29 protein-coding genes are annotated in these 26,027 nt (G+C 66.4%); 17 read left to right on the top strand and 12 right to left on the bottom strand.

Translation table 11 applies throughout. The features are described 5' to 3' along the window. Positions 1–15 precede the first annotated feature (15 nt). Both AUL32_RS13995 and AUL32_RS13990 read right to left on the bottom strand, forming a co-directional pair. Positions 16–1,173 (bottom strand): acyltransferase family protein, encoded by a 1,158-nt coding sequence (locus AUL32_RS13995; protein WP_062116014.1) that lies wholly within the window; start codon positions 1,171–1,173, stop codon positions 16–18. Then, positions 1,170–2,231 (bottom strand): acyltransferase family protein, encoded by a 1,062-nt coding sequence (locus AUL32_RS13990; RefSeq protein ID WP_062116011.1) that lies wholly within the window; start codon positions 2,229–2,231, stop codon positions 1,170–1,172. Before AUL32_RS13990 ends, AUL32_RS13995 begins: the two co-directional genes overlap by 4 nt. Before the next feature lie 190 nt (positions 2,232–2,421). On the opposite strand from AUL32_RS13990, the gene AUL32_RS13985 reads away from it, so the two are divergent. Continuing rightward, positions 2,422–3,639 (top strand): glycosyltransferase family 4 protein, encoded by a 1,218-nt coding sequence (locus AUL32_RS13985; protein ID WP_062116008.1) that lies wholly within the window; start codon positions 2,422–2,424, stop codon positions 3,637–3,639. Between the two features lie 38 nt (positions 3,640–3,677). Here the strand turns inward: AUL32_RS13985 and rirA are convergent, their stop codons facing one another. Then, a complete protein-coding gene (gene rirA, locus AUL32_RS13980) occupies positions 3,678–4,151 on the bottom strand; it encodes an iron-responsive transcriptional regulator RirA (RefSeq protein ID WP_061976419.1) in 474 nt (157 codons plus the stop codon). A 301-nt stretch (positions 4,152–4,452) separates the two neighbouring features. Between rirA and AUL32_RS13975 the strand changes: the two genes are divergently transcribed. From AUL32_RS13975 to AUL32_RS13950, 6 genes are all read left to right on the top strand, one after another. Further along, positions 4,453–5,355 carry an ABC transporter permease subunit gene (locus tag AUL32_RS13975; RefSeq protein WP_061976420.1) on the top strand — a complete coding sequence of 301 codons (903 nt, stop codon included), beginning with the start codon at positions 4,453–4,455 and terminating at the stop codon, positions 5,353–5,355. Between the two features lie 4 nt (positions 5,356–5,359). After that, entirely contained in the window at positions 5,360–6,826 is a 1,467-nt protein-coding gene (gene livM / locus AUL32_RS13970; protein ID WP_062116005.1) for a high-affinity branched-chain amino acid ABC transporter permease LivM, read from the top strand. A gap of 2 nt (positions 6,827–6,828) precedes the next feature. Beyond that, positions 6,829–7,836 carry an ABC transporter ATP-binding protein gene (locus AUL32_RS13965; protein WP_061976422.1) on the top strand — a complete coding sequence of 336 codons (1,008 nt, stop codon included), beginning with the start codon at positions 6,829–6,831 and terminating at the stop codon, positions 7,834–7,836. Then, positions 7,833–8,603 (top strand): ABC transporter ATP-binding protein, encoded by a 771-nt coding sequence (locus tag AUL32_RS13960; RefSeq protein ID WP_062116002.1) that lies wholly within the window; start codon positions 7,833–7,835, stop codon positions 8,601–8,603. The genes AUL32_RS13965 and AUL32_RS13960 overlap by 4 nt, the downstream gene beginning before the upstream one ends. Continuing rightward, positions 8,603–8,959, top strand: coding sequence for a DUF6867 family protein (locus AUL32_RS13955; protein ID WP_062115999.1), 357 nt, complete (start codon positions 8,603–8,605; stop codon positions 8,957–8,959). Before AUL32_RS13960 ends, AUL32_RS13955 begins: the two co-directional genes overlap by 1 nt. Positions 8,960–9,114: 155 nt before the next feature. Further along, the gene (locus AUL32_RS13950; protein WP_061977833.1) at positions 9,115–10,221 is read left to right on the top strand and encodes a branched-chain amino acid ABC transporter substrate-binding protein; all 1,107 of its coding nucleotides are present in this window, start codon (positions 9,115–9,117) and stop codon (positions 10,219–10,221) included. 149 nt (positions 10,222–10,370) lie between these two features. Here AUL32_RS13950 and xylB read toward each other — a convergent pair whose 3' ends face one another. Then, positions 10,371–11,831, bottom strand: coding sequence for a xylulokinase (gene xylB, locus AUL32_RS13945; protein ID WP_062115996.1), 1,461 nt, complete (start codon positions 11,829–11,831; stop codon positions 10,371–10,373). A gap of 207 nt (positions 11,832–12,038) precedes the next feature. Here xylB and AUL32_RS13940 point away from each other — a divergent pair, with 207 nt between their 5' ends. The 5 genes from AUL32_RS13940 (at position 12,039) to AUL32_RS13920 (ending at position 15,481) form a co-directional block, all read left to right on the top strand. Then, complete coding sequence (locus AUL32_RS13940) at positions 12,039–12,896, top strand: D-amino-acid transaminase (RefSeq protein ID WP_062115991.1); 858 nt, start codon at positions 12,039–12,041, stop codon at positions 12,894–12,896. A 63-nt stretch (positions 12,897–12,959) separates the two neighbouring features. After that, positions 12,960–13,529: a biotin transporter BioY gene (locus AUL32_RS13935; protein WP_062115989.1), complete on the top strand. Its 570-nt coding sequence runs from the start codon at positions 12,960–12,962 to the stop codon at positions 13,527–13,529. A gap of 20 nt (positions 13,530–13,549) precedes the next feature. Next, positions 13,550–14,224: an energy-coupling factor ABC transporter ATP-binding protein gene (locus AUL32_RS13930; RefSeq protein WP_062115986.1), complete on the top strand. Its 675-nt coding sequence runs from the start codon at positions 13,550–13,552 to the stop codon at positions 14,222–14,224. Beyond that, positions 14,221–14,811, top strand: coding sequence for an energy-coupling factor transporter transmembrane component T family protein (locus tag AUL32_RS13925; protein ID WP_062115983.1), 591 nt, complete (start codon positions 14,221–14,223; stop codon positions 14,809–14,811). The genes AUL32_RS13930 and AUL32_RS13925 overlap by 4 nt, the downstream gene beginning before the upstream one ends. Positions 14,812–14,875: 64 nt before the next feature. Beyond that, the gene (locus AUL32_RS13920; protein WP_062115981.1) at positions 14,876–15,481 is read left to right on the top strand and encodes a TIGR00730 family Rossman fold protein; all 606 of its coding nucleotides are present in this window, start codon (positions 14,876–14,878) and stop codon (positions 15,479–15,481) included. Between the two features lie 63 nt (positions 15,482–15,544). On the opposite strand, the gene rarD is transcribed toward AUL32_RS13920, so the two are convergent. The 4 genes from rarD to cysS all read right to left on the bottom strand — a co-directional run bounded on the left by rarD (position 15,545) and on the right by cysS (position 19,463). After that, the gene (gene rarD / locus AUL32_RS13915; RefSeq protein WP_062115979.1) at positions 15,545–16,465 is read right to left on the bottom strand and encodes an EamA family transporter RarD; all 921 of its coding nucleotides are present in this window, start codon (positions 16,463–16,465) and stop codon (positions 15,545–15,547) included. A 123-nt stretch (positions 16,466–16,588) separates the two neighbouring features. Further along, a complete protein-coding gene (locus tag AUL32_RS13910; RefSeq protein ID WP_062115976.1) occupies positions 16,589–17,050 on the bottom strand; it encodes a GFA family protein in 462 nt (153 codons plus the stop codon). A gap of 26 nt (positions 17,051–17,076) precedes the next feature. Further along, entirely contained in the window at positions 17,077–18,027 is a 951-nt protein-coding gene (gene pip, locus AUL32_RS13905) for a prolyl aminopeptidase (RefSeq protein ID WP_062116834.1), read from the bottom strand. Further along, the gene (cysS, locus tag AUL32_RS13900; RefSeq protein ID WP_062115973.1) at positions 18,027–19,463 is read right to left on the bottom strand and encodes a cysteine--tRNA ligase; all 1,437 of its coding nucleotides are present in this window, start codon (positions 19,461–19,463) and stop codon (positions 18,027–18,029) included. Before cysS ends, pip begins: the two co-directional genes overlap by 1 nt. 296 nt (positions 19,464–19,759) lie before the next feature. Between cysS and AUL32_RS13895 the strand changes: the two genes are divergently transcribed. Continuing rightward, the gene (locus AUL32_RS13895) at positions 19,760–19,945 is read left to right on the top strand and encodes a hypothetical protein (protein WP_061976434.1); all 186 of its coding nucleotides are present in this window, start codon (positions 19,760–19,762) and stop codon (positions 19,943–19,945) included. Positions 19,946–20,009: 64 nt separating this feature from the next. Here AUL32_RS13895 and AUL32_RS13890 read toward each other — a convergent pair whose 3' ends face one another. The 3 genes from AUL32_RS13890 to AUL32_RS13880 form a co-directional block, all read right to left on the bottom strand. Beyond that, the gene (locus tag AUL32_RS13890) at positions 20,010–20,195 is read right to left on the bottom strand and encodes a hypothetical protein (protein WP_061976435.1); all 186 of its coding nucleotides are present in this window, start codon (positions 20,193–20,195) and stop codon (positions 20,010–20,012) included. Between the two features lie 207 nt (positions 20,196–20,402). Next, positions 20,403–21,443, bottom strand: a complete 1,041-nt coding sequence (locus tag AUL32_RS13885; protein WP_061976436.1) for a M42 family metallopeptidase — start codon at positions 21,441–21,443, stop codon at positions 20,403–20,405. A gap of 108 nt (positions 21,444–21,551) precedes the next feature. Beyond that, positions 21,552–22,286 carry an SOS response-associated peptidase gene (locus AUL32_RS13880; RefSeq protein WP_062115970.1) on the bottom strand — a complete coding sequence of 245 codons (735 nt, stop codon included), beginning with the start codon at positions 22,284–22,286 and terminating at the stop codon, positions 21,552–21,554. A 130-nt stretch (positions 22,287–22,416) separates the two neighbouring features. Here AUL32_RS13880 and AUL32_RS13875 point away from each other — a divergent pair, with 130 nt between their 5' ends. The 4 genes from AUL32_RS13875 to AUL32_RS13860 all read left to right on the top strand — a co-directional run bounded on the left by AUL32_RS13875 (position 22,417) and on the right by AUL32_RS13860 (position 24,639). Beyond that, complete coding sequence (locus AUL32_RS13875) at positions 22,417–22,863, top strand: NUDIX hydrolase (RefSeq protein ID WP_062115967.1); 447 nt, start codon at positions 22,417–22,419, stop codon at positions 22,861–22,863. A gap of 115 nt (positions 22,864–22,978) precedes the next feature. Further along, positions 22,979–23,389 (top strand): TIGR02301 family protein, encoded by a 411-nt coding sequence (locus AUL32_RS25640; protein ID WP_187301266.1) that lies wholly within the window; start codon positions 22,979–22,981, stop codon positions 23,387–23,389. A gap of 86 nt (positions 23,390–23,475) precedes the next feature. Then, positions 23,476–23,736: a hypothetical protein gene (locus AUL32_RS13865; RefSeq protein ID WP_061976439.1), complete on the top strand. Its 261-nt coding sequence runs from the start codon at positions 23,476–23,478 to the stop codon at positions 23,734–23,736. Between the two features lie 27 nt (positions 23,737–23,763). Then, positions 23,764–24,639 (top strand): hypothetical protein, encoded by an 876-nt coding sequence (locus tag AUL32_RS13860; protein ID WP_062115963.1) that lies wholly within the window; start codon positions 23,764–23,766, stop codon positions 24,637–24,639. Positions 24,640–24,671: 32 nt separating this feature from the next. Here AUL32_RS13860 and AUL32_RS13855 read toward each other — a convergent pair whose 3' ends face one another. Beyond that, positions 24,672–26,012, bottom strand: a complete 1,341-nt coding sequence (locus tag AUL32_RS13855) for a dihydroorotase (protein ID WP_374700958.1) — start codon at positions 26,010–26,012, stop codon at positions 24,672–24,674. Between the last annotated feature and the right edge of the window lie 15 nt (positions 26,013–26,027).

Here is a 26,027-nt window from a genome sequence, read left to right as displayed (position 1 = left end):
GTAGGGTCGTCGCGCCTAACCCTGCACCGCGTCAGTGCCCGGCTCGGCGAGCCTTGCGTCCGGCCGGCGCGCGGCGAAGATTCGGCCGAGGGCCTGACCAGGTTTCTCTATCAGCCGCCACGTTATCGCGGAAAGGATCAGCGTCCCAGCAAGGATGGCGAGCAACACGGCGATCTCGCTGACCCAGCCATTCGCCATGACCTTGGTGTCCGGCGACACGTCGACGAAGAGCGAAAGCCCCAAGCGCTTCTCCAGCAGCGTTCCGACATTGGTCAGCCGCGCGATGACGAAGGCATGGGTCATGTAGATGGAATAGGACAGGAGCCCGAGAAGCGCGAACGGCCGCGTCTTCAATGCCCGGCTGATCGCCCCGCCCTCATGGGCGAAGACGAAGATCGCAGCGGCGAAGACCAGCGGCGCGGCAACGGAAACGCCCGACGTGCCGTAGAGGCTGACGAAGGCGGCGACATACGCGACTGTCGCCAGTTCCGCGCCGGTCCAGCACGCGGCGCGATCCGTGCGGACCTCGATGCGTAAGATGTCCCAAACGCGCAGGCGAAGAAACGCGCCGAGCGCGAAACCGGCGAGGCAGCGAAGCCAGCCGAAGTCCACATGCGCTTCGATATGACCAAGCCTTGCGAGAAGGAACGCGAGTCCCCCGAACGCGATCACCGGCAGGAGGACATTCATCTGCCGGGGGAGCCAGACAGCCAGCGCGGCAAAGATGAGGTAGGAGACGAATTCGGCGGAAATGCTCCAGCTCGGATAGTTCCAGCCGAGACTCGGCACGAAGCCGAGCGAATGGGTCAGAAGCGCATTGTGCAGAAGGGCGATCGGCGTGCTGCCGCCTTCGCTGGGTATCCCCCGGACGCGAAGGACCTCGAACAGCAGGAACACTAGCAGCATCGCCAGATGCAGGGGGTAGACACGCCAGAAGCGGGATTGGATGAAGGAGGCCCAACGTTTCTGGACGATCAGACGCTCGCCCCAGGCATGGGCAATGACGAAGCCGGACAGGACGAAGAAAAAGTCCACGAACAGGAAGCTGTGGCGCACGAATCCCAACTGCCCGATCGGCCCCGCGATCGGCGCATGGAGAAAGATCACCATCACGGCACAGACGCCGCGCCAGCCGTCCAGCGCGTCGAAGCGCGTGTCCTGTTTCGCGATCACGACAGGCTCGCTCCCTTTGGCTGCTTTCCCTGGAAGCCGCCCGGCGCGGCCGGCGAGGAGCGGGCCGACAGACGCGTGGTGAAGCCGAGCAGAGGCTTTTCGAGCAGCCGGTAGCAGACGATGCCGGCCAGCGCGGCGACGGCGGTGAGGACGGCGACGAACGGCAGGCCGCCTGCAAGCCCCGGCAGCAAGCCGGTGGAACTCCAGACCTTGGCCATGGCCGGCAAAACGATCGCCTGCGTCAGGTAGAGCGAGTAGGACGCATCGCCCAGAAGCAGCATCAGCGGATGGCCGGCCCGGCCGGGGGCGCGCCGGCCCAGCGCCGCACCGCCGACGATCAGCGCCGCCGGCAGGCCGGCTTTCAGAAAGCGCGAGAGCTCGACCGGTTCGAGCCAGACGAGAGCGACGAAGCCGACCAGCGTCACGATCATTCCGGCCCCGGCGTCGATCCGCAAGTTGCGGCGGTAGGCCATGCCGATCAGAAGGCCGAGCCCGAATTCGAGAAGGATCGGTTGGGCATAAAAGGCGGGGATCGCAATCCCGGCCTGCCCCAGCCCAACCAGGAGAAGCAGCACGGCAAGGATGATCCAGGCGCGGGCACCGCGAGGCGCGAACAGCGCCGCCGCCATGACGAGATAGAAGGCCATCTCGTAGTTCAGCGTCCATCCCGGAATCAGAACCGGGAAGAGTTCGCCAAGCTTGGGATGGGCCATCGGCACGAAGAAGAGCGAAGCGAGGAGGTGCTTGGGATCGAAGACGGTGGACGACAAAAGGTCGGGCCGCAGCAGCGAGACACCGGCGATGAGGAGCGTCAGCGCCCAGTAGAGCGGCACGATCCTCAAGATGCGCCGTATCATGAACTCGGCAGGACGGGGCTCGGACTTCTCGGCGGCGACGAAGATGATGAAGCCGCTGATGACGAAGAAGATGTCGACGCCGAGCGCCCCCACGCGAAACGGATTGTCCATTCCCGTCTCGCGCCCGAGCAGGTCGAACGCGTGGAACAGCACGACCATCAAGGCGGCGATCCCGCGCAGATACTGGATCTGGATGATCATGACGTGCCAGCCTCGTGATGAAGGGAAAGGCTAGCGCAGGATCGTTAACGGGCATTCAATCCCGAAGCGCTACTTGGCGTTTCACCTTCCGCGACGGTTCGGGACAAGATCATGCTGGGAACACCGCCTATCCAAGCTGCAGGGGCCGCCGCGTGACAGCCAGTCTTCGCCGCTGTAAAGCGGTCGTCGCATGATCCGCAACCGGACGATCCTGTTCCTGCACCAGAACTTTCCCGGCCAGTTCCTGCATCTCGCCCGGCATCTGTCGCGCGAGAACCGGGTCCTGTTCCTCAGCCGCAAGACGCCGAACCGCTTGGCGCGGGTGCGGCTGGTCGAATACGATCTGCATCGCGAGCCCGACGCGCGCATCCATCCCTATCTCTCGGGGCCGGAGCGCGGCATCCTGCATGGGCAGGCGGTGGTGCGCGAACTCTTGAAGCTCAGGCGGGAGGGCATCCGGCCGGACCTCATCGTCGGACATACGGGCTGGGGGGAAACGCTCTTCGTCAAGGACGTCTTCCCCGACGTGCCGCTGCTCAGCTATTTCGAATTCTATTACAGCACGCTCGGGGCGGATGTCGGCTTCGACCCGGAATTTCCATCCGACCCGGATCTCAAGTTCCGGCTGCGCATTCGCAACCAGGCCATTCTCTCCTGCCTGGAGGCGACCGATCGCGGCCTGTCGCCGACGCGCTGGCAGCAGGAACGCCTGCCCGCCCCCTTCCGGTCGAAGGTCGCGGTGATCCATGACGGTGTCGATACGGACGCGGTTCGCCCCGGGCAGGAGGCGAGCGTCACGCTGCCGAACGGGCGCAGCTTCGATGCCGCGACGCCTGTCGTCACCTATGTCGCGCGTAACCTCGAGCCCTATCGCGGCTTCCACATCTTCATGCGGGCGGTGCAGCCGATCCTAGATCGCAACCCGGCAGCGGAGGTGATGATCGTCGGAGGCGACGATGTCAGCTATGGCTCGCGCCTGCCCGGCGGCGAGACCTATCGCGAGCGAGCCCTGCGCGAGACGCAAGTCGATCTCTCGCGCGTCCACTTCACCGGGAAGCTGCCCTACGCGACCTATCTGAACCTGCTGCAGGTCTCGGCCGCGCATGTCTATCTCACCTACCCGTTCGTCCTGTCCTGGTCGATGATCGAGGCGATGGCGACGGGTTGCCTGCTGGTCGCCTCGCGCACGCCGCCGGTCGAGGAGGTGATCCGCGACGGCGAGAACGGGCTTCTGGTGGATTTCTTCGACGTCGATGCCATCGCCCAGCGCGTTACGCAGGCGCTGCAGGACCCGGAGCGTTTCAAACCTCTGCGCCAAGCGGCACGGCGCACCGCGATGGAGCGCTACGATTTGTCGCGGGTCTGCCTGCCGCAGCAGGTCGGGCTTCTGGAGGAGATGCTGGGGTAGCTTGCAGGGCTCCCCTTCAAGCCCAACGGGTAAGCCTGCTAGTTCAGTGCGGCCGCAAGAGCCGGCGCCGGTGCGGGCACGCCGAGGCCCAAGCGATGATGGATGGCGCCGCTGGAATTCACCAAGCCCTCGATCGTGTAACCGCCGAGCGTATTGAGGAAGGCGTTCAAGGCTTCACGCAGCGCCGCGTTCAAGGCGCAGCTGTCGATCAGCGGGCAATCCACCGCGCCGGTCTCGAAGCATTCCGCCATGGCGAAGCTTTCCTCCGTCACTTCCACGACCGCGCGCAACGTGATCTCCCGCGCCGGCCGGGCAAGCCGAATGCCGCCGTTGCGACCGCGCACCGTCTGCACGAACTTGGCCTCCACGAGGGGCTGAAGGATCTTGAACAGGAAAAGCTCGGAAACATTGTAGGCCGACGCGATTTCGCCCACCCGGCTCAGCCGATCGGTGTTGGCAGCGCAGTACATGAGAATGCGAATGGCATAATTCGTCTGGCGGGTCAGGCGCATGGCGCACTCCATAGAGGCGCGCCGCATCGAACGGCGAACGCGGTCGTTGATCCCATCATTAGAAGAATTCCAAGTTGAAGGGAAGACGCCCGTACCCGCATGGGGTCGGCGCGGCCTTTGCACGCCGATCGTGACACTTCCGTGTCGCACCAACGCGTTTTCCACGATGCCGGGGCCACGACCCATTGGCGAAGCATTCACTGATTGCTAAGAAATTCGCCATGCCTCTTCGAAGGGCGCGCCTTTCATTCCGCGCAGCGCCCGAAGTTCGAACGAGTTTGACGCGAAACAAAGGCGTTTCATGGATTATTTTCTTCAACAGCTCATCAACGGAGTGACGCTCGGCTCCATCTATGGGCTGATCGCCATCGGTTATACGATGGTCTACGGCATTATCGGCATGATCAACTTCGCCCATGGCGAGGTCTTCATGATCGGGTCGTTCATCGCGCTCACCGTGTTCCTGATCCTGACCGCCGTCGGGCTCACCTTCCTTCCGCTGGTGCTGCTCATCATGGTGGTCGTCGCCATGATCTTCACGGCGCTCTGGGGCTGGTCGATCGAGCGCATCGCCTATCGCCCGCTGCGCGGCTCCTTCCGCCTCGCGCCGCTCATCACCGCCATCGGCATGTCGATCTTCCTGCAGAACTTCGTGCAGCTTGCCCAGGGCGCGCGCGTCAAGCCGCTGCCGCCGCAGGTCCAGGGCTCGATCGTGCTGACGGACGGCGTGCAGGTCTCCTACATGCAGATCGTCATCGTGCTGACGACGCTCGTGCTGATGGCGGGCTTCACGATCCTGATCACACGCACGCCGCTCGGCCGCCAGCAGCGCGCCTGCGAGCAGGACGCCAAGATGGCCTCGCTGCTCGGCGTGAATGTCGATCGCACGATCTCGCTGACCTTCGTCATGGGCGCCTCGCTCGCCGCCGTCGCCGGCACGATGTACCTTCTCTATTACGGCGTGATCGACTTCTACATCGGCTTCCTCGCCGGCGTGAAAGCCTTCACCGCCGCGGTTCTGGGCGGTATCGGCTCGCTGCCGGGCGCCATGCTCGGGGGCCTCGCCATCGGCCTCATCGAAACCTTCTGGTCGGGCTACTTCTCGGTGGAATACAAGGACGTCGCCGCCTTCTCGATCCTGGCGATCACGCTGATCTTTCTCCCCTCCGGCCTTCTCGGCCGCCCGGAAGTGGAGAAGGTCTGAGATCATGGCCACCACGCCCAACACCCCCTCCTCGTCGCCGGTCGGCGCCGAGCGCGAGTTCGAGAACCAGCGCGACGCCGTACGAGGCGAAGCGCCTTTCACGCCCGAGCCGGAATTTCGTCTCTCCTTCCCGCAGGCCTTCCGCGAAGCGGCCATCACCGCCGCCATCGTCGGCTTGCTGACCTTGTTCTTCGTGGCGGTGCGCAGCGACATCGCGCCCGGCGGGTTGCTCCTCTACACGCGCTGGGACCTTTGGCTGACCTTCGTCGCCATCGCCTTCGGCGTGCGGCTCGTTCTGAGCCTCGCTTTGTTCCAGCGCCGCGCCGCCGGCGCCTCGGGCAAATCCGCGAAGACGGTGAAAAGCGTCAAGGCCAAGGGCGGCCTGACGATCGGCAAGGTGCTGAGTGCGCTCTTCCTTCTGGTGGCGCTCGTCCTGCCCTTCCTGATCCAGCTCGTCTTCCCCTCCAGCTCGCGCTACCTGATCGATCTGTCGATCCTGATCCTGACCTATGTCATGCTCGGCTGGGGTCTCAACATCGTGGTTGGGCTCGCGGGTCTCCTCGACCTTGGCTATGTCGCCTTCTATGCGGTCGGCGCCTATTCCTTCGCGCTGCTGGCCATCAATTTCGAACTGGGCTTCTGGGTCTGTCTTCCCATGGCCGGCCTCTTCGCCGCTCTCTGGGGCATCATTCTTGGCTTCCCAGTGCTGCGCCTGCGCGGCGACTATCTCGCCATCGTCACGCTGGCCTTCGGCGAGATCATCCGCGTCGTGCTTTTGAACTGGGGCGCCTTCACCGGCGGCCCGAACGGCCTGCTCGGTATTCCGCGCCCGACCTTCTTCGGCCTCGATTTCGGGCGCGGCGAAGGCTCGTTCTCGGCCTTCTTCGGCATTCCCTACGACAGCCTGCACCGCTTCATCTTCCTCTACTACATCATCCTGGCCCTGGCTCTTCTGACGAATTTCGTCACGCTGCGGCTTCGCAAGATGCCGGTCGGCCGCGCCTGGGAAGCGCTGCGCGAGGACGAGATCGCCTGCCGCGCGCTCGGCATCAACACCACGAACGTCAAGCTCACGGCCTTCGCCACGGGCGCGATGTTCGGCGGCTTCGCCGGCTCCTTCTTCGCCACGCGCCAGGGTTTCATCTCGCCTGAAAGCTTCACCTTCCTGGAATCGGCAATCATCCTCGCGATCGTGGTTCTGGGCGGCCTCGGCTCGCAGCTCGGCGTCGTCTTCGCCTCGCTGGTGATGATCGGCGGCATCGAGCTGATGCGAAACCTCACCTTCATCCAGGACATTCTGGGCAACGACTTCGACCCCGGCCGCTACCGCATGGTGCTGTTCGGCGTCGCCATGGTGGCGATCATGGTGTGGAAGCCGCGCGGCCTCGTGTCGTCCCGCCAGCCCTCGGCGGTCTACAAGGAACGCAAGGCCATCGGCGCCGACATGGTGGCGCAGGGCGAGGGACACTGACGATGACGAACGCACAGCCCATCCCCGCCCCGCTCGGTGCAGAGCCGCGCCGTTGGCTCGACGATCCGGTGCTGACCGTTGAGCATCTTACGATGCGTTTCGGCGGCCTGGTCGCCATCAACGACCTGTCCTTCTCGGTCGGGCGCGGCGACATCACCGCGCTGATCGGCCCGAACGGCGCCGGCAAGACCACGGTCTTCAACTGCGTCACCGGCTTCTACAAGCCGACCGAGGGGCGCATCTCGCTGCGCCGCGGGCGCGGCATCACCGACGAGGCCGTGGCCGAGCTCACCCGCTCGGGCGCGCAGAGCCGCAAGACGCCGCAGGGCGAGGTCTTCCTCCTGGAGCGCATGAGCGACTTTCGCATCACGCGCACGGCGGGCGTCGCCCGCACCTTCCAGAACATACGCCTGTTCGGCGGCATGACCGTGTACGAGAACCTGCTCGTCGCCCAGCACAATGCGCTGATGCGTGCCTCCGGCTTCACGATCGCCGGCCTGTTCGGCCTGCCGGGCTACCGGCGGGCGCGCGAGGCGGCGCAGGATCTGGCGGTGGACTGGTTGAAGCGCACCGCGCTGCTGCACCGGGCCGACGATCCGGCGGCCGACCTTTCCTATGGCGACCAGCGCCGGCTGGAGATCGCCCGCGCCATGTGCACCGGCCCATCGGTCCTGTGCTTGGACGAGCCGGCGGCCGGCCTCAACCCGCGCGAATCGGCCGAGCTGAACGAGCTCCTGCGCTCGATCCGCTCCGAGTTCGACACCTCGATCCTCCTGATCGAGCACGACATGGGCGTCGTCATGGAGATCTCGGACCACATCGTGGTTCTCGACTACGGCAAGAAGATCTCGGACGGCACGGCCTCCGAGGTGCGCAACGATCCCAAGGTCATCGCCGCCTATCTCGGCGTCGACGACGAGGAAGTGGAAGCGGTGGAGGAGAAGCTGGACAAGGGCGATGTCGAGGGCGCGGTGCAGAGCGTCCACCTGAGCGGAGGGCCCGAGGCATGAGCATCGCCGACGCGACCCAGAGCCCCGCCATCGTAACGCCCGCCGCCCAGCCGCTTCTCAGCATTCGCGGCGTCGAAACGTTCTACGGCAAGATCCAGGCGCTGAAGGGCGTCGATCTCGACGTAAACGAGGGCGAGATCGTCACGCTGATCGGCGCCAACGGCGCCGGCAAGTCGACCCTCATGATGACGATCTGCGGCAATCCGCGCGCCCGCGCCGGGCAGATCCTCTATGCCGGCGAAGACATCGCGCAGCTGCCGACCCACTCGATCATGTCGCGGCGCATCGCGCAGTCTCCCGAAGGACGGCGCATCTTCGGCCGCATGACCGTCCTAGAAAATCTCCAGATGGGCACGACGCTGGTCGGCCCCGCGCATTTCGATGAAGACCTGCGCCGGGTGTTCGACATGTTCCCGCGCCTCAAGGAGCGCGCCTCGCAGCGGGCGGGAACCTTGTCGGGCGGCGAGCAGCAGATGCTGGCGATCGCCCGCGCCCTGATGGGCCGCCCTCGCCTGCTGCTTCTGGATGAGCCCTCGCTGGGCCTGGCGCCCATCGTGGTGAAGCAGATCTTCGAGGTGATTCGCGAACTCAACCGCACGGAAGGGCTCACGGTCTTCCTGGTGGAGCAGAACGCCTTCCACGCGCTTCGCCTCGCCCATCGCGGCTATGTCATGGTGAACGGGCGAATCACCATGAAGGGAACGGGTCGCGAACTCCTCGCCCGCGAGGAGGTGCGCAGCGCCTATCTGGAAGGAGGGCATCACTGATGAATCCCGAAAACGCCCTCCTCTGGGAAGTCTCGCTCGTCGAGTTCGTGATCGTGACGCTGGTGATCGGCGGCGGCCTCGCCTTCGCCGTGGGCCGTTCCTCGGCGCGCAGCTGGGGCGGCTGGAGCTTTCTGGTCTTCGGTGTCGCGCTTCTGACGCTGGCGATCCGCTTCCTGCATTTCAGCTTGTTCCACGGCTCGTTCTTCCTGCCGCCCGCCACGTTCGGCACGGCGCTTCATTACGGGCTGGTGGATTTCGTCATCCTCCTCGCCTTCGCGGCGGCCGGGCGGGTGACGATGCGCTCGGCCCAGATGGCGCGGCAGTACCGCTTTCTATCTGCCACCGGGCGGCGCTGAGCCTCGACTTCACTTTTCGCGCAAAAACGCGTCGAAAACGGGTTTTGCCTATTTTCGACGCGGGAAAGCTGGTCTTTAATCCCTCGACCGCAACAGCTTGAATCCGCTCATGAAGAGCGGACGGGGCGGCCTGAGATCCAATGGGGAAGTTCGACATGAAAAAAGCGTTCCTGGCCGGTGTGGCCTTCAACGTCCTCCTTTCGGGTGCCGCCTTCGCCGACATCACGATCGGCGTCGCCGGCCCGATGAGCGGCCAGAACGCCGCCTTCGGCGAGCAGCTCCGCATCGGCGCCGAGCAGGCGGTGGCCGACATCAACAAGGCGGGCGGCGTCAACGGCGAGCAGATCAAGCTCTCGGTCGGCGACGATGCCTGCGACCCGAAGCAGGCGGTCGCCGTGGCGAACCAGTTCGCCTCGCAGAAGGTGCCGTTCGTGGCCGGCCATTTCTGCTCGGGCTCATCGATCCCCGCGAGCCAGGTCTATGCCGAAGAAGGCATCGTCCAGATCTCGCCGGCCTCGACCAACCCGGACTTCACCGACAAGCGCGCGGGCGACGGCATCTATCGCGTCTGCGGCCGTGACGATCAGCAGGGCGAAGTCGCCGGCAAGTACATCGCCGAGAACTTCAAGGACGGCGCCGTGGCCGTGCTCGACGACAAGTCGGCCTATGGCAAGGGCCTCGCCGACCAGACCACCAAGTTCATGGAAGCGGCTGGCAAGAAGCCGACCATCTCCGAGTCCTACACGGTCGGCGAGAAGGACTTCTCCTCGCTCATCACCAAGATGAAGCAGGCCGACGTCAAGCTGATCTATATCGGCGGCTACCAGACCGAAGCCGGCCTCATCGCCCGTCAGGCGAAGGAACAGGGCCTCAAGGCCAAGGTCATGTCCGGCGACGCGATCGTGACCGACGAGTACTGGGCCATCACCGGCGACGCCGGCGAAGGCACGCTGATGACCTTCTCGCCCGATCCGCGCCGCAACCCGCAGGCCGCGCCGATCGTCGCCGAGCTGGAGAAGCAGGGCAAGACGGCCGAAGGCTACGTGCTCTACACCTACGCCGCGATCCAGGCCTGGGCAGAAGCCGCCAAGAAGGCTGGCTCGACCGACTTCGACAAGGTCACCGCCGCGCTCAACAGCGACTCGCTGCCGACCGTCATCGGCGACCTGAAGTTCGACGCCAAGGGCGACGTGACCCTGCCGGGCTACGTCATCTACGAGTGGAAGAGCGGCAAGTACGACTACCTCAGCGCTTCCAAGTAAGCATCGGTTCTCCGGGCGGCGCGCAAGCGTCGCCCGTTCCGGTCTGAGACGAAAAAGCCCGGCCGCATCGCAGCCGGGCTTTTTCGTGTTGTCCGCTCAGCTTGTCTGCCGGGAAGGTCTCCCTCGCCCGTCAGACCAGCGCGTTCGTATCAGTGACGCCGCGCGGCATCCTTCAGCGCGGGATAAAGCGCCTGATATCGCTGGTGCGCGGCGGCGAAGCTTTCCACCAGCGCCGTTTCGGGCTCGAAGCGCGCCGAGATCGGGGGGTCGACCATGACGCTGGCCGGGTCCGCCCCGGTGGCGGCGCAAAGGCCGAGGCGCGCGGCGCCGAAGGCCGCGCCGAAATCGCCCGCCGCCGGCAGCGCGATCGGCGTTTCCAGAACGCTCGCCATCATCTTCAGCCAGAGTTCCGAGCGCGAGCCCGCGCCAACGGCGATGAGCTGGCGAACCCAGGAGGCATCGGGCGCGGCGTCGAGACAATCGCGGATCGAGAAGGCGACGCCCTCCATGACGGCCCGCGTCATGTCCTCGCGCGTCGTGTCCGCTTCGAGGCCGATAAAGGCGCCGCGCACGGCCGAATCATTGTGCGGCGTCCGCTCGCCCGAAAGGTAGGGCAGGAACAGGAGCCGGCCCGGCGCTTTCAGCTCGGATCCGACCGCCGCCGTCAGCTCGCCCGGTTTTTCCTTCATGACATGCGACAGCCATTCGATGGAGCCGGCGGCCGAGAGCGTCACGCCCATCTGGTGCCATAGGCCGGGAATGGCGTGGCAGAACGTGTGGAGCGCGGTGTCGGGCACCGGATCGTAGCCCGCGCTCGCCGTGAACAGGACGCCGGACGTGCCGAGCGACAGGAAGCCCGTGCCCGGCCGCGTGACGCCGACGCCGCAGGCCGAGGCCGCGTTGTCGCCGCCGCCGCCCGCCACGACGACGCCGGAGCCGAGGCCCCAGCGCGCGGCCAGTTCGGCGCGCAGCGTGCCGCTGACCTCGGTGCCTTCCACGAGGCGCGGCATCTGCTCGACGGTGAGTTCGGTGCGCTCCAGCATCTCGCTGGACCAGTCGCGCGCGCCGGTGTCGAGCCAGGCGGTGCCGGCCGAATCCGACATGTCCGACACGGCCTCGCCGGTCAGCCACAGCCGCAGATAATCCTTCGGCAGGAGAACGCGGCGGACCTTGGCGAAGATCGCCGGCTCGTTGCGCGCCACCCAGAGGAGTTTGGGCGCGGTGAAGCCGGGGAAGACGATGTTGCCGGTGATGGCGCGCGACTCTTCGTCGTCCAGTTCATCGGCTTCCTCGTGCGAGCGCGTGTCGTTCCACAGGATGCAGGGGCGCAGCACCGCGTCGTCTGCGCCGATCAGCGTCGCGCCGTGCATGTGCCCGGACAGGCCGATGCCGGTGACGCCGGCGAGCAGCTGCGGATCGCGCGCGTTGAGCTCGACGATCACGGATTCGCAGGCCGCGATCCAGGACGCCGGGTCCTGCTCGGACCATCCGAAATGGGGCCGCTCCACCGTCAAGGCGGCCGTGGCGCTGGCCAGCGGCTTCTGGTTCTCGTCGATCACCAGCGCCTTCAGGGACGAAGTGCCGAGGTCGAGCCCGAGATAATGACCCATGCGAACGCGAAGCCTCCAAAGGCCCGCTTCTTGCCGCGGGCAGATTGCCGTTCCGATCGGCGAGGAAGGGGTCGGCGCGCCATTCCGCGGCCCGGCGCATTCCCTCGCCCTGCTCTTTCCATAAGGACTTTTCTTTCGCGACGCGACTCTTCGCGCTACAGCAGCCATCGAAAGACCGGACCGCCGGAAAGCAAGGGATAAGCGCCCATGAGCCGCATCGTCTACGTCAATGGCGCCTATGTGCCGGAAGAAGAGGCCAAGCTCTCGATCTTCGATCGTGGGCTCCTCTTTGCCGACGCGGTCTACGAGGTGACGGCGGTGATCGAGGGCAAGCTGCTCGACTTTCCCGGACACATGGCCCGGCTGCGCCGCTCGCTGGCCGAGCTGAGGCTGCCCTCACCGGCCACGGACGAGGAGATCCTCGCCATTCACCGCGAGCTTCTCCAGCGCAACGCCCTCACCTTCGGCCACATCTATCTCATGGTGACGCGCGGCGCGGCCGATCGCGACTTCGTCTGGCCGAAGGAGGGCACGCCGCCGAGCTTCGTCCTGTTCACGCAGGGGCGCGACGGGGTGGAATCGCGCGAGGCGCGCGACGGCCTGCGGGTCGTTAGCGTTCCCGATCTGCGCTGGGCGCGGCGCGACATCAAGACCGTGCAGCTTCTCTACCCCTCGCTTGCCAAGATGGAGGCCAAGCGCCAGGGCAAGGACGATGCCTGGATGGTGGAGGACGGGTTCGTCACCGAAGGCACGTCCAACAACGCCTATATCGTGACCGAGAGCGGGCGGATCGTCACCCGCGCCCTGTCCAACGCCATTCTCCATGGCATCACCCGGGCCGCCATACTGCGCGGCGCGGCCGAAGCCGGGCTGGAGGTCGAGGAGCGGCCCTTCACGCTGGCGGAAGCGCAGGGCGCGCGCGAGGCCTTCGTCACCTCGGCCGGCGCCTTCGTGACCCCGGTGGTGGAAATCGACGGCTTGCCCGTGGGCGACGGCGCGCCGGGGCCGATCGCTCGTCGTCTGCGCGCAATCTATCTCGACGAGGCGCTGCGCACGGGGCTTTGACGCCTTCACCCGCTCTCCCTATGAAGACTTCGTGAAGTGGCCCATTCCGTCGGAGACCCGCCCGTGAGCACCCGCGACATCGTCCTGATCGCCCTGTTTGCCGCCATGATGGCGGTTCTCGGCGCCTTTCCGCCGCTCATGCTGCCGTTGATCGCGATTCCGATCACCGCACAGTCGCTCGGCCCCATGCTGATGGGCGGCATTCTCGGCGCGCGGCGCGGCGTGCTCGCCATGCTGCTCTTTCTCGTTCTGGTCGCGATGGGCTTGCCGCTCCTGTCGGGTGGTCGCGGGGGTCTTGCGCCCTTCGTCGGTCCCTGGTCGGGCTTCATCTATGGCTGGGTCGCGGCGAGCTTTGTGATCGGCTGGCTGGTGGAGCGGCGCTGGGATCGGCTCGGTCCGGTGTCGGCCTTCGCCATCTGCGCGCTTGGCGGCATCGGCGTGGTCTATGCCGTGGGCGTGCCCTGGTATGCGATGATGGCCAAGCTCGATCTCCTCACCGCCTTCGCCTCCTCCGCGATCGTCTTCATTCCCGGCGATCTCGTGAAGGCCGCGCTGGCGACGGCCGCGATCCTGATCGTCAAGCGCGCCTATCCGCTGATCCAAAGCGGTTCGCTGCGCGCCGCCCGGTCCTGACGCGCGAAAAGGGACATCGCATGATCGAGTTCGATTCGGCGTCGCTCGAGCGGGGCGGCCGCGTGGTTCTCGATCGGCTGGACCTGACGTTGAGCGAGGGGCGGATCGGCGTGATCGGGGCCAACGGCTCCGGCAAGTCGAGCTTCGCGCGGCTTCTCAACGGGCTTCTTCTGCCGACCACGGGCTCAGTGCGCGTCTTCGGCCTCGACACGGCCGAGAAGGGGCGCGAGGTGCGGCGCCATGTCGGCTTCGTGTTCCAGAACCCGGACAACCAGATCGTCTATCCCACCGTGGGAGAGGATCTCGCCTTCGGCCTGAAGCCGCTGAAGCTGCCCAAGCCCGAGGTCGCCGCCCGCGTTTCGCACGCCCTCACCGACGCCGGCCTCGGCGGCTTCGAGGAGCGGCTGACGCATGAACTGTCGGGCGGCGAGCGCCAGATGGTGGCGATCGCGGGCGTGACCATTCTGCGCCCCGATCTTCTGGTGCTGGACGAGCCGACGACGCTTCTCGACCGGCGCAATAAGCGCCGCGTCATGGACGCGCTCGCCGTCATGCGCCGCCATGTCGTCATGGTGACGCACGATCTCGATCTTCTGGAGGGCTTCGACCGGGTCCTGGTGTTCGAGGACGGCCGGCTGGCCGACGATGCCCCACCGGCCCAAGCCATCCAGACCTATCTGGCGCTCACCGCATGATCGGCAGCCTCTATCGGCCGGGGGCGAGCCCGCTCCACCGCGCCTCGCCGGGGGGAAAGCTCGCGGCGCTGGCGATTTGTGGAACGCTGGTGGTTCTCGTCGGCGATCCGCTTCTGATGGTGGCGCTCTTCTGTCTCAGCCTAGCGCTGTTTCGCGCCGCCGATTTTTCGCTCGTCACGGCGCTGCGGCAGATGCGCCCGGCCCTGCCCGTGCTCGCCGTCCTGTTTCTTTTCCAGCTCTGGGCCGCGGATGTCTCGGCAGCCGCGCTCGTGGTCCTGCGGCTCGGAACATTGCTTCTTCTGGCCGCGCTGGTGACGCTGACGACCCGCGTATCGGACATGACGGAGACGCTGGAGCGGGCGCTCGGCCCTTTTCGGCGCTTCGGTATCGATCCCGAACGTGTCGGGCTCGCGATCTCGCTTGCGATCCGGTTTCTGCCGGCGCTCGGCAGCGTGCTTGCCGAGGTGCGCGAGGCGCAACGGGCGCGCGGGCTCGATCGCAGCATGCTGGCGCTGCTCGTGCCGCTTCTCCTGCGCACCCTCAAGATGGCGGACGAAGTGGCCGAGGCGATCGATGCGCGAAGCTGACGCGGCGCAGCATTTCGGCTGAAAGCGCCTTGACCCGAAGGCCGAGCCGGCCGATTTTCACGGCATGACGACGATTCGATCTCTCTGCGTTTACTGCGGCTCCGCTTCGGGCCGCGATCCTTCATACGTGGCAGCGGCCCAAGCGCTCGGCACCGCCATGGCGCATCGCGGCATCCGCCTGATCTATGGCGGCGGCACGCGCGGCATCATGGGCGCGGTGTCCGACGCGGTGATTGCCGCCGGCGGTCAGGTGACCGGCATCATCCCGCGCTTCCTGATCGACATGGAAGCCACGGAAAGCGAGTTGAAGCGGCTGGACGAGCTGGTGATCACCGAGGACATGCATGAGCGCAAGCACATGATGTTCGAGCGTTCGGACGCCTTCGTCGCCCTGCCCGGCGGCATCGGCACGCTGGAGGAACTGGTCGAGATCATGACCTGGAGCCAGCTCGGCCGCCATCGCAAGCCGATCGCCATCGCGAATGTGGACGGGTTCTGGGACCCGTTCTCCGGCCTGCTCGACCATATGCGCGAGGCCGGCTTCATCCACACCGCGCATCAGGTGCGCCCGATCATCCGCGATCGGATCGAGGACCTGCTTCCGGCCATCGAGGCGGCGGCGGTTCCAGCCGAGCGCACGGGCGTCGAAGCGGTGATCGAGCGTCTCTGACGGGCGATCGCAAACGGACAGGACAAGGGCGGCCGGCGAGCCGCCCTTTTTCGTTCAGCCCGTCTATTCCGCCGGACAGGCTTGGCGAACCGAAACCTGCGCGGGGCGCCGTGCCGCGAACATCGACCAGGTGTAGAGCGCGAGCGCGGCCCAGATGAAGGCGAAGGCGACACCCTGCCAGACCCCGAAGGGCTCGCCGAAGACGAACACCGCCGTCAGCGCGATGAAGGTCGGCGCGATGTATTGGAGTAGCCCCACCGTGGTGAAACGCAGCATGCGCGCGGCGGCAGCATAGAGGATCAGCGGAATGGCGGTGACCGCGCCGGCGCCGATCAAAAGTAGCGTTTCGGGCGTATTCTCGGCGAAATGCCCCTGCCCGCCATTCGCGACCCAGCCGGCCAAAAGCAGTGCCGGCACGAAGAGAATGGCGATCTCGAGAAAGAACCCCTCGCTCGCGCCAACCGGCACGGTCTTGCGCATGAGGCCATAGAGGCCGAACGACCCGGCCAGCAGCAGCGAGATCCAGGGCAGGCCGCCGGCCTTCACCGTCAGGATCAGAACGCCGAAGGCGGCTAGCGCGATCGCGGCGGCCTGCGTGCGATTGGGCCGCTCGCCGAGGAAGACGGCCGCGAGAAGCACGTTGATCAACGGGTTGATGTAATAGCCGAGCGCAGCTTCGACGCCATGACCGGTGACGATCGCGACGACATAGGTGCCCCAGTTGATCGAGATCAGCCCGGCCGTGATCGTCATCAGCCCGAGAATGCGCGGCGTGACCAGTTGCCCGACCGTCCTGAGCTGACCGCCCTTTGCCAGAATGAGGACGGCGAAGGGCAGAGCCCAAAGAATGCGATGGGCGACGATCTCCACCGGCGAGACATGCGAGAGCGCCTTCATATAGATCGGCAGCACCAGGCCCCAGATCAGAAAGGCGGAGATCGCGTAGACATATCCGCGCGGCGTTTCGGCGGGCTGGTCCGACATGGCGTCACCTTCGGGGCTTTGGGGTCGCGACCCGACTTCTATCAGCCGGGGTGAGCGGCGACACCCGATTTCCCGTGATGGATCCATCACCGAAACGAATGGATCAGGCCGGGCAGCGGCGTCTCAATCGTGGTCGGGATGCTGGAAGGATCGGATATCGGCGAGATAGGGATGCTCCCCCGCATCCTCCTGCGTGCTGCGCACCGGCAACGACGGGAGCTCGTCGACATAAGGCAGCTTGCCCTCGCAGCCGAACTGGATTTCAGGACGAATGGCGGACGGGTCGTCGAAGGCGCCGATGCTGAGCGCCGGCCCCTCGGGCGCCTCGTAGGTCAGCGGCGTGCCGCAGCGCGAGCAGAAGCCACGCAGCACGTCCGTCGACGAGCGAAACCGATCGGGCTCACGCTTCGTCCAGCGAATCGTGGCGGGATCGACCGACACGAGCGGGGCGTAGAAGGCGCCGAACGCCTTCTGGCACATGCGGCAATGGCAGATGGACGCCTTGCCGAGCGCGCCTTCGATGCGAAAGCGCACGGCCCCGCATTGGCAGCCGCCGGTGTGGATGGGTCGGTTGTCGAGGGTCATGGTCGCGCTTCCCGTTGAGCAAGCCGTCAGTTGGCGAAACGATCCGTCGCGGCCAGGAGCCGGTCAAGCGTGCCGGGCTCGGAAAAGGCGTGACCGGCGTCTTCCACGATCTGCAGTTCCGAGCCGGGCCAGGCGCGGTGCAGGTCCCAGGCCGTCACAGGAGGCGTCACCACGTCGTAGCGCCCCTGCACGATGACGGCGGGGATTCCGACGAGGCGTCCGGCCTCGCGAATGAGTTCCCCTTCCTCCAGCCAGAGATCGTGGATGAAGAAATGGTTCTCGATGCGGGCGAAGGCGATCGCCGTGTCGCTGGCGCCAAAGGCCCCGACCCCGTCGCGGATCGTGCGCATGGAGACTGTGCGCGCTTCCCAGTCCGTCCAGCTGCGCGCCGCCTGGGCGCGCACCGCGCGGTCGGGATCGTCCAGCCGACGGTGGTAGGAACGGATCGGGTCGGCCCGCTCCTCCTCCGTCAGCGGTGCGATGAAATTGGACCATTCGTCTGGGAAGAGGCGGCTCGCGCCTTCCTTGTAGTACCAGTCGAGTTCGGCGCGCCGCCCGGTGAAGACGCCGCGCAGCACCATTTCGCTCACACGCTCGGGCCGGGTCTGCGCATAGGCCAGCGCCAGCGTCGAACCCCAGGAGCCCCCGAACAGCATGAAGCGGTTGAGACCAAGATGGTCCGCGACCCGATCGACATCGGCGACGAGATCGGGCGTCGTGTTGGCGTCCAGCGAGCCCAGCGGCATTGAGCGGCCACAGCCGCGCTGGTCGAACAGGGTAACGCAGTAGCGCGCGGGGTCGAACAGGCGTCGATGGGCCGGGCTACATCCGCTGCCCGGCCCACCATGCAGGAAGACCACCGGCTTACCGGCCGGGTTGCCGCATTGCTCGACATAGAGCGTGTGCCCGCCGCCGACCGGCAGCCGCTCAGTGCGGAACGGCTGGATCGGCGGATAGAGCACGCGCGGCGGCTGGATCAACGCTTCAGTTCCCAAGTGGTGACGCGCTCGCCGGTTGCGGGGTCCTTGCCGTCCTTAAGGAGAACGCCTTCCTCGGCAAGCTCGGCGCGGATGCGGTCGGCCTCTGCGAAGTCCTTGGCCTTGAGATGGTCGAGGCGCGCAGCGATGCGCTGGGCGACGTCGTCGCTGACGCCGCTCTCGCGAACCGGATGGATGCCGACCAGCGCCAAGCTCGCCAGAGCTTCGCCCGCCCGCCCCTCGTCGAAGAGCTGGTGAACTCGGCTGATCGCCACCGAACCCGAAAGATCGTCGCTGAGGGCGGTGAGAAACGCCTCGTCCGGCGCCTCGGCGGCCCGGGCGTCGGCCTCCCGGGCGAAGCGCTCCCAGCGGTCGAGTTCGCGCACGGCCTCCTCCAGCCGCGCGGCGGTGAAGTCGATCGGCTCGCGGTAGTGCGTCTTCAGCATGAGGAGGCGGACGGCTTCACCCGGCCAGCGCCGGCCGCCCACCTTATCGGTCTCCAGCACGTCGGCGATGGTGATGAAATTGCCCTCGCTCTTGGACATCTTGCGTCCGTCCACCTGCACGAAGCCGTTGTGCAGCCAGACCTCGGCCATCTTCTCGGTGCCATGCGCGCAGCAGCTCTGGGCGATCTCGTTCTCGTGGTGCGGGAAGATCAGGTCGAGCCCGCCGCCATGAATGTCGAAGGTCCGGCCGAGATAGGCCTCGCTCATCACCGAGCACTCGATATGCCAGCCCGGGCGGCCGCGACCCCAGGGGCTGTCCCAGCCCGGCTCCTCGGCGGACGAAAGCTTCCACAAGACGAAATCGGCCGGGCTGCGCTTGTGCGCTTCCACGGCGATCCGCGCTCCCGCTTGCTGCTCGTCCAGCTTGCGATGCGAAAGCGCGCCGTAGCTTGGCATGGAGGAAACGTCGAACAGGACCTCCCCTTCGGCCACATAGGCGTGGCCGCGTTCGATCAGCGTCTCGATCATCGAGACCATGTCTGGCAGGCCGTCGGATCGGGGGGTGACGAAGCTCGTGGCGCGCGGCTCGACGCTGGGCGGCAGCGTGCCGAGCGCGGCCACGTCCTTGTGGAACTGCGCGGCGGTTCCCTCGGTCACGCGCGCAATCGCTTCGTTGAGCGGCAGGTCCGGGTGGTCGCGCAGCGCACGCGCGTTGATCTTGTCGTCCACGTCGGTGATGTTGCGGACATAGATCACCCGCTCCGCGCCGTAGAGATGGCGCAGGAGGCGGAACAGGATATCGAAGACGATCACCGGCCGCGAGTTGCCGATATGGGCGAAGTCATAGACGGTCGGCCCACAGACATACATGCGAACGCGCCGCTCGGCTTCCGGCACATCGTGCGAAGCGTGCCAATCCAGCGGCAGGAAGCGCTCCTTGCGCCGCGTCAGGGTGTTGGTCAGGAAAAGACCCCGAAATCCGTCGTCCAAAACCACGTCTCCAACTGAGCCCGACCGGGCTGAGGCCGTCCTGCTACAGCCAAACGGCCTCGGGCACAAACACCGCGAATTCATCAGCCGGGGGTCGCGGCCGCCTCAAATTCGCCGCGAAGCATTGCGCCGCACTGCGCAAAGTCTTTCGCAGTGCATCATGTCACAATCACGCAACATTCCCGCGCTGCAACGATTTGTTAAGTATAGATTTAGGGATTTTTCAGTCCGACGCCCCTAAACTGTCGCAATCGGAATGCTTCTTTCTTTCATCGCATTAGCAGTGAGCCGCCGTTATGACCCGCGCCAACATCGTCTTCAAATCCCGCAGCGAGCGTGAGCGGGAACGCGAAAACGATCTCCTGAAGAATTATCGCGAGATCGGGATCGCCGCGATCGCCGCCGCCGCGCATGTGTCCTGCCGAAAGGACAAGGGCGCCGAGCCCAAGCGCAAGGCCGCCAACGGTTCGCATACCGACTGATATCTATCGAAGAGCATCGAACCCGCGCGGACCGCATGACCCCCCGCGCGGGTTTGGCGCGCTTTCAGCCCGCCCAGATGGCGTAGATCCCCTCGAACAGGGTGACACCCGCCAGCGGTCCGACGAAGAGCAGCAGAAGATTGAGGCCCAGGAGCCACATCAGCACCGATTCCTGACGCTCCGTCAGCCGGCGCGGTGGCTTTTCCGGCCATTCCGGCGGCACCCATTCCCGCTTGGTGTCGAGATACATCGGCTCTCTCCCCTCGATGCGGACGAGGCGGAAGTGACACCGCGAGCCCCAGGGGTTGCGGCTTCAGCCGGCGATACGAGCCGGCACACCTTCAAGCCTTCGTGACACTGAGAGCTAGGCCGTAGGGCAGCCGCCGCAAGGCGCGGCATGGTGCCGCCCCGCGACGGGGAAAGACAGGGGAAGCGCTGAAGCCCTTCCCCTCTGCGCTCAGTGAGAGGCGATGAAGGCGGCCAGAAGATCGCGGGCGGCGAGCGCGTCGCGCCGGTCGATCATCTCGCCGACCGTGTGGATGTAGCGCGTGCCGACCACGATGCCGATGGCGCGCGCGCCGCTGGCGGCTTGCTGCAGCGAAGCACCGTCCATGCCGCCGCCGGCGAGGATCGTGCGCTGAACCGGGATCGACCCGGCCTCGGCCACGGCCTCGAATTCCTCCACCAAGGCGACGTCGGCGATGAAGGACCCGTCCTTCAGATGCAGGCCAGCGCCCTTGCCGAGTTCGGTGGTGCGGTCCTTTTCCGGCACGCCCGGCGTGTCGCAGGCGAGCGTGGTGTCGACGCCGATGCCGATATGCGGGCGCCTGGCGAAGGCGACCGTCTTGGCACCGCGCAGCCCGACTTCCTCCTGCACGGTGAAGGCCACGATCAGTTCGCAGCGATGCGCGCGCTTCTCGTCCACCAGCTTGCGCACGGCCTCCAAGCCCAGCCAGCATGCGATGCGATTGTCGATCGCCTTGGAGACGATACGCTCCTCGCCGAGCTCGAGGAAAGGCTCGTCCATCACCACGAAATCGCCGACCCGGACCTTCTTCTTGGTTTCCGCGCCGAGGCCGAGATCGACGAAGAACTCCGTCGGCTCCGGCACCTTCTTGCGATCCTCCGGCGAAACCGTGTGGATCGGCTTGCCCTCGGCCATCATGACGCCCTTGTAGTCCCCCTTCGGGGTGCAGACGCGAACGCGCCGGGCAAACAGATTGCGCGGGTCGAAGCCGCCCACGGGCGAGACGTTGATGAAGCCCTTGTCGTTGATATGGCTGACGAGAAAGCCGATCTCGTCCATGTGGCAGGCCAGCATGATGCGCTCGGGATTCTCGCCCTCGCCCTTTCGCGTGCAGACGAGATTGCCCATCACGTCGGTTTCGATCGTGTCGAACAGGCCCTTCGCTTCGGCGGCGATGAGGTCGCGCACCCGGTGCTCGTGGCCGGGCACGCCGGGCGTCTCGCACAGGCGCTTGAGAAGATCGATGTTCATGCGGGCAGGCCTTCCTCAACCTATCGGCCCGGCAGGCGCTGCGGCCGGCCGGATCGGGCAAAACGGAAGGGGACGGAGCCAACGGCGCGCGTCCCCCAAGACAAGGTTCTAGAACAGGGACCCCTGCGCGGCCGGCGGCGCGGCGCCCGGGGGTGCGGCGGGTTCCTGCACCTCCGGCCCCATATTGGCAACCGCGTTCACGCGCTCGGACACGGCCATCGCCTCGAAGAGATCGTCCGGCGCCGGCACCATGAGATCGGCGACGTCCCGCACCTCGCTCTCGCGGCAATCCAGCCAGCGCTCGGCCTGATCGGGCGCGATCGTCACCGGCATGCGCTCGTGGATCTCGGACAGCGCGGCATTCGCCGACGTGGTCAGGATCGTGGCCGTGTCGATCTCGCTGCCGTCGGCCGCGAGATAGGTTTCCCACAGGCCGGCAAAGGCGATCGGCCCCGGCTGGCGCGGCCGGATGAAGAAGGGCGTGCCGCGCCGCCCGCTTTCGCGCCGCCATTCGTAGAAGCCGCTGGCCGGCACCAGACAGCGGCGATGGCGCATCGCGGCCTTAAAACTGTTGCGCTCATGCGCGCTTTCGGACCGGGCGTTGAATAGAAGCGGGATGGACGAGGGGTCCTTGGTCCAGCCGGGAATGAGGCCCCAGCGGGCGAGATGCGCCACGCGGCGCACGCCACCGTCCTCGGCCCGTCGATGCTCGTCCGCCCGCAGGATCAAGATCGGCTGGGTCGGCGCGATGTTGTATCGCGGCGGAAAGGGTTCGACCGCGTCCAGATGGAAGCGCTCGGCGATCGCGGGCGGAGAGTCGGTCAGGGTAAAGCGGCCACACATGAACCGAAGGTGGCGCGGCGCGGCGGCTCGGGCAAGACCCGGCGACAAAAGCGGTCGGTGCGGGACGGTGTGGGCAAGCTTCGAGGGCGTGGTCTGGCAGCCCCCGGCCGAACCGGCTACCCCTGTCGCTATGACAACACCCCGCCCCCTTCTCGGTGCCTCGATCTGCGTCTTTCGCGGCGAAGAGGTTCTTCTCATCCTGCGTGGCCATGCCCCCTTCGCGGGCCTTTGGAGCCTGCCCGGCGGGCGGGTGGAGTTCGGCGAGCGGCTGGAGGACACCGTGCGCCGGGAAGCCTTGGAGGAGACCGGCCTCGCCGTTACCGACATCGCCTTCGTGACGCTGCACGAGGCGATCGACGTCGCCAACAGCGCCCATGCCGTGATCGCGGTGTTCCGCGCCCTCGCCCCGATCGGCGCGGACAGCGTGGCGCTGGCGGGCGACGACGCGGCGGATGTGCGCTTTGTCTCCCTGCCCGAACTGGAGGCGCTCGACGCGCGCGGCGAGACGACCGAGGGGCTGGCCGGCGTGGTGCGAGCGGCCTGGTGCCCGCATCGGGGCGCAGCCCTGGCGCGATAACCATATTGGCGGGATCTGGGCCACGGCCACAAGCTTGTCTTGCAATCTCCTTAATCGGCCGGCAAACCTCGGACGTATGATCCTTCGGCGTAATTTGCCTCAAATTTTGTGCGTTTTGAGCCTCGCCCTCGCCCCTTTGGCGAGCGGGCAGGCGCAAGCGCAGGACAAGAAGGGCAAGTCGGAGGAGAGCAAGCCTGCGGCCGAGGAGACCGTGAAGCCGACCAACGCGGCCTATATGAAACCGCTCGGCCGGCTCGCGACGATTCTCGGCTCCATGCACTTTCTGCGCGGCCTGTGCGGGGATGCGGACGCCGATGTCTGGCGCGCCAAGATGGACGCGATTCTCGCGGCCCAGGCGCCCAACGAAGCGGATCGGCGCATTCTCGTGGCGAGCTTCAACCAAGGTTACCGGGCCTTCGCCTCGACCTATCGGATGTGTACCCCGGCTGCGACGGTGGCCATGGAAAGATACCGCCAGGAAGGCGCCAACCTTTCGCGAGAGATCAGCGCAAGGTACGGAAATTAAGATTGGATTAAGAAACGGGGTGGCCTGCCTCGTTTCGACCCGCGCATGATGCGTGAGGACAAGACCAAAAAGATGGAGTCATCGGCATGATCGATCTGCACGGTTCCGAACTCGACGAGATGATCATCGCCGAAAAGAAACAGGTCGCCATCGAGTATCACAACGAGGCCTGGGCCGACGGCATCTCCGACGGGATCGAGACCGAGATCCTGGCCGAGACCGCGATCGCCACCGCCGTCACCGAGCTCGTGCGCCGCTATGGCGAGACCGAGGTGCTCGACATGATCGACGCGCTGCGCAAGCGTGTGGAGTTCGGCGAGTTCAGGGCCGACCACACCCTGCAATAAGGCCTTTCCAGCTTTCCGAGGTTTCCCATGCCACCCCGTTCGTTCCGCGCGCTCCGGCTGACGGGGGCGCTGGCCATGGCGGTCGGCGTCTCCTCCCCCGCGAGCGCCTTCTCGCAGATCACCGACCAGGACGGCGCGAGCGCCAACCGGCAGGGTGGCATCGTATCGGTGCCCTTGCCGCCGGTGCCGGACGCCGCACAGCCGAGCCCGCCCGCCGGCGAGAGCGCTCCAGCCGCAGCGCCGCCCGCAGGCGTGCCAGGAGCCACTGCGCCCGCAGCGTCCGCCCCGCCGGCCGCCAATGCCGCGCCGGTGGTCGAGCCGGCCACGCAAGCCCCACCGGCGCTCCCCGCACCCCAGCCGGCAGCACCAGCGACGCCTCCCGCCGGGGGCGATCCCGATTCCGGCATCAGCCAGCCGCGTGCGGCGGACGTGCCGCCGGCCGAGATCTTCTACGGCGACGAGAAGCTGCCCGCCCCGGTGAGGGATCTTCGCCGCAAGCTGATCGAGGTCGCCAAGACCGGCGAGATCGAAAAATTGAAGCCGCTCCTGGAAACCGGCCCCGAGGGCACGGCGGTCTCCACCAGCGACGACGGGCAGGACCCGATCGAGATTCTCAAGAACGCGTCCGGAGACGGCAAGGGCGTCGAGCTTCTGGCGATCCTCCTGGAAACGCTCCAGGCCGGCTATGTCCATCTCGACCCCGGCGGCGAGAACGAACTCTACATGTGGCCCTACTTCACCCAGGTGAATCTGGAGAAGCTGACCAAGCCGCAATTGGTCGAGCTGTTCGAACTGGTCACGGCGGGCGACTACGAGCGCATGGTCGGCAACGGTTCCTACGACTTCTACCGCGTCGGCCTATCCCCCGAAGGACGCTTCGAGTTCTTCATCGCCGGCGACTGAGCGTCGCCGGCTTTTCGTTTGGGAAATCGGCCTCAGGCGCGCGGCGCCAGTGTCTCCACGAAGCGCGCCGCCTCGCCGAGCGAGGTCTCCACCAACGCCCCGTCCCACATCACGCGCCGTCCGCGCACGATCGTGCCGACCGGCCAGCCCGTGACCTCACGCCCGTCATGCGGCGTCCATTGCGACTTGGAGCCGATCCACGCGTCGCGGATCGTCTCGCGCCGCTTGAGGTCCACCACTGTGAAGTCGGCGTCCCAGCCCACCGCGATCCGCCCCTTGCCCGACAGGCCGAAGATGCGCTGCGGGCCGGAGGAGGTAAGGTCCACGAAGCGCTCCAGCGACAGGCGCCCCTTGGCGACATGGTCGAGCATGACAGGCACCAGCGTCTGCACGCCGGTCATGCCCGAGGGCGAGGCGGGATAGCGCTTGGCCTTTTCCTCCAGCGTGTGCGGCGCGTGGTCGGAGCCGAGCACGTCGACGATCCCCTGCTCGATGCCGAACCAGACGCCGTCGCGATGCCGGGCCTCGCGCACCGGCGGGTTCATCTGAAGCTTTGTGCCGAGCCGGGCATAGTCCTCGGCGGACAGCGTCAGATGGTGGGGCGTGGCCTCACAGGTCGCGTTGGTCTTGTGGTCGGCGAGAAACAGGATTTCCTCGGCGGTCGAAATATGAAGCACATGGATGCGAGCGCCGGTCTCCTCCGCGATCCGCACCAGCCGCTCCGTGCACTGGAGCGCGGCCACCTCGTCGCGCCAGACGGGGTGCGAGGCCGGGTCGTTCTCGACCCGCAGGCCCATGCGCTCGCGCAGGCGAAACTCGTCCTCCGAATGGAAGGCGGCGCGGCGGCGCGCGCGCTTCAGGATCTCACGCACGCCCTCGTCATCCTCCACCAGGAGCGAGCCGGTGGACGAGCCCATGAAGACCTTGATGCCGGCCGCGCCCGGCAGGCGCTCCAGTTCGGCGACGTCGGGCGCATTCTCGCGCGTGCCGCCGACCCAGAAGGCGAAGTCGCAATGCATGCGATGATGCCCGCGCTTCACCTTGTCGGCCAGCGCCGCCTCGCTTGTGGTGAGCGGATCGGTGTTGGGCATTTCGAAGACGCAGGTGACGCCGCCAAGCACCGCCGCGCGAGAGCCTGATTCGAGGTCTTCCTTGTGCGTCGGGCCGGGCTCACGGAAATGAACCTGGCTGTCGATGACGCCGGGCAGGATGTGGAGCCCGGTGCAGTCGATCTCCTCGCCCCCGCTGCCGGCCGGGATCGTGCCGATCGCGGCGATCCGGCCGTCTCGAATGCCAATGTCGCGCAGGCCGATCCCATCCGCGTTGACGACGGTGCCGCCTCTCAGAACCCGCTCGAACCCTTTGCTCATCATCCCGTCCTTGCTTCT

The organism is Aureimonas sp. AU40 (genome assembly GCF_001463785.1).
Classification (GTDB): Bacteria; Pseudomonadota; Alphaproteobacteria; order Rhizobiales; family Rhizobiaceae; genus Aureimonas.
The sequence above is the reverse complement of the archived record's forward strand: the minus strand, read 5'-3'. Positions and strand labels throughout refer to the sequence as shown.

Coding starts and splice junctions, on each gene's coding strand:
- livM (WP_062116005.1), top strand. CDS start 5,360: ATGGCCACCACGCCCAACACCCCCTCCTCGTCGCCGGTCGGCGCCGAG.
- AUL32_RS13950 (WP_061977833.1), top strand. CDS start 9,115: ATGAAAAAAGCGTTCCTGGCCGGTGTGGCCTTCAACGTCCTCCTTTCG.
- AUL32_RS13860 (WP_062115963.1), top strand. CDS start 23,764: ATGCCACCCCGTTCGTTCCGCGCGCTCCGGCTGACGGGGGCGCTGGCC.
- AUL32_RS13925 (WP_062115983.1), top strand. CDS start 14,221: ATGATCGGCAGCCTCTATCGGCCGGGGGCGAGCCCGCTCCACCGCGCC.
- AUL32_RS13855 (WP_374700958.1), bottom strand. CDS start 26,012: ATGATGAGCAAAGGGTTCGAGCGGGTTCTGAGAGGCGGCACCGTCGTC.
- AUL32_RS13920 (WP_062115981.1), top strand. CDS start 14,876: ATGACGACGATTCGATCTCTCTGCGTTTACTGCGGCTCCGCTTCGGGC.
- rarD (WP_062115979.1), bottom strand. CDS start 16,465: ATGTCGGACCAGCCCGCCGAAACGCCGCGCGGATATGTCTACGCGATC.
- AUL32_RS13895 (WP_061976434.1), top strand. CDS start 19,760: ATGACCCGCGCCAACATCGTCTTCAAATCCCGCAGCGAGCGTGAGCGG.
- AUL32_RS13930 (WP_062115986.1), top strand. CDS start 13,550: ATGATCGAGTTCGATTCGGCGTCGCTCGAGCGGGGCGGCCGCGTGGTT.
- AUL32_RS13890 (WP_061976435.1), bottom strand. CDS start 20,195: ATGTATCTCGACACCAAGCGGGAATGGGTGCCGCCGGAATGGCCGGAA.
- AUL32_RS13955 (WP_062115999.1), top strand. CDS start 8,603: ATGAATCCCGAAAACGCCCTCCTCTGGGAAGTCTCGCTCGTCGAGTTC.
- AUL32_RS13960 (WP_062116002.1), top strand. CDS start 7,833: ATGAGCATCGCCGACGCGACCCAGAGCCCCGCCATCGTAACGCCCGCC.
- AUL32_RS13940 (WP_062115991.1), top strand. CDS start 12,039: ATGAGCCGCATCGTCTACGTCAATGGCGCCTATGTGCCGGAAGAAGAG.
- AUL32_RS13965 (WP_061976422.1), top strand. CDS start 6,829: ATGACGAACGCACAGCCCATCCCCGCCCCGCTCGGTGCAGAGCCGCGC.
- AUL32_RS13975 (WP_061976420.1), top strand. CDS start 4,453: ATGGATTATTTTCTTCAACAGCTCATCAACGGAGTGACGCTCGGCTCC.
- AUL32_RS13875 (WP_062115967.1), top strand. CDS start 22,417: ATGACAACACCCCGCCCCCTTCTCGGTGCCTCGATCTGCGTCTTTCGC.
- AUL32_RS13910 (WP_062115976.1), bottom strand. CDS start 17,050: ATGACCCTCGACAACCGACCCATCCACACCGGCGGCTGCCAATGCGGG.
- AUL32_RS13990 (WP_062116011.1), bottom strand. CDS start 2,231: ATGATCATCCAGATCCAGTATCTGCGCGGGATCGCCGCCTTGATGGTC.
- AUL32_RS13880 (WP_062115970.1), bottom strand. CDS start 22,286: ATGTGTGGCCGCTTTACCCTGACCGACTCTCCGCCCGCGATCGCCGAG.
- rirA (WP_061976419.1), bottom strand. CDS start 4,151: ATGCGCCTGACCCGCCAGACGAATTATGCCATTCGCATTCTCATGTAC.
- AUL32_RS13865 (WP_061976439.1), top strand. CDS start 23,476: ATGATCGATCTGCACGGTTCCGAACTCGACGAGATGATCATCGCCGAA.
- AUL32_RS13885 (WP_061976436.1), bottom strand. CDS start 21,443: ATGAACATCGATCTTCTCAAGCGCCTGTGCGAGACGCCCGGCGTGCCC.
- AUL32_RS13985 (WP_062116008.1), top strand. CDS start 2,422: ATGATCCGCAACCGGACGATCCTGTTCCTGCACCAGAACTTTCCCGGC.
- xylB (WP_062115996.1), bottom strand. CDS start 11,831: ATGGGTCATTATCTCGGGCTCGACCTCGGCACTTCGTCCCTGAAGGCG.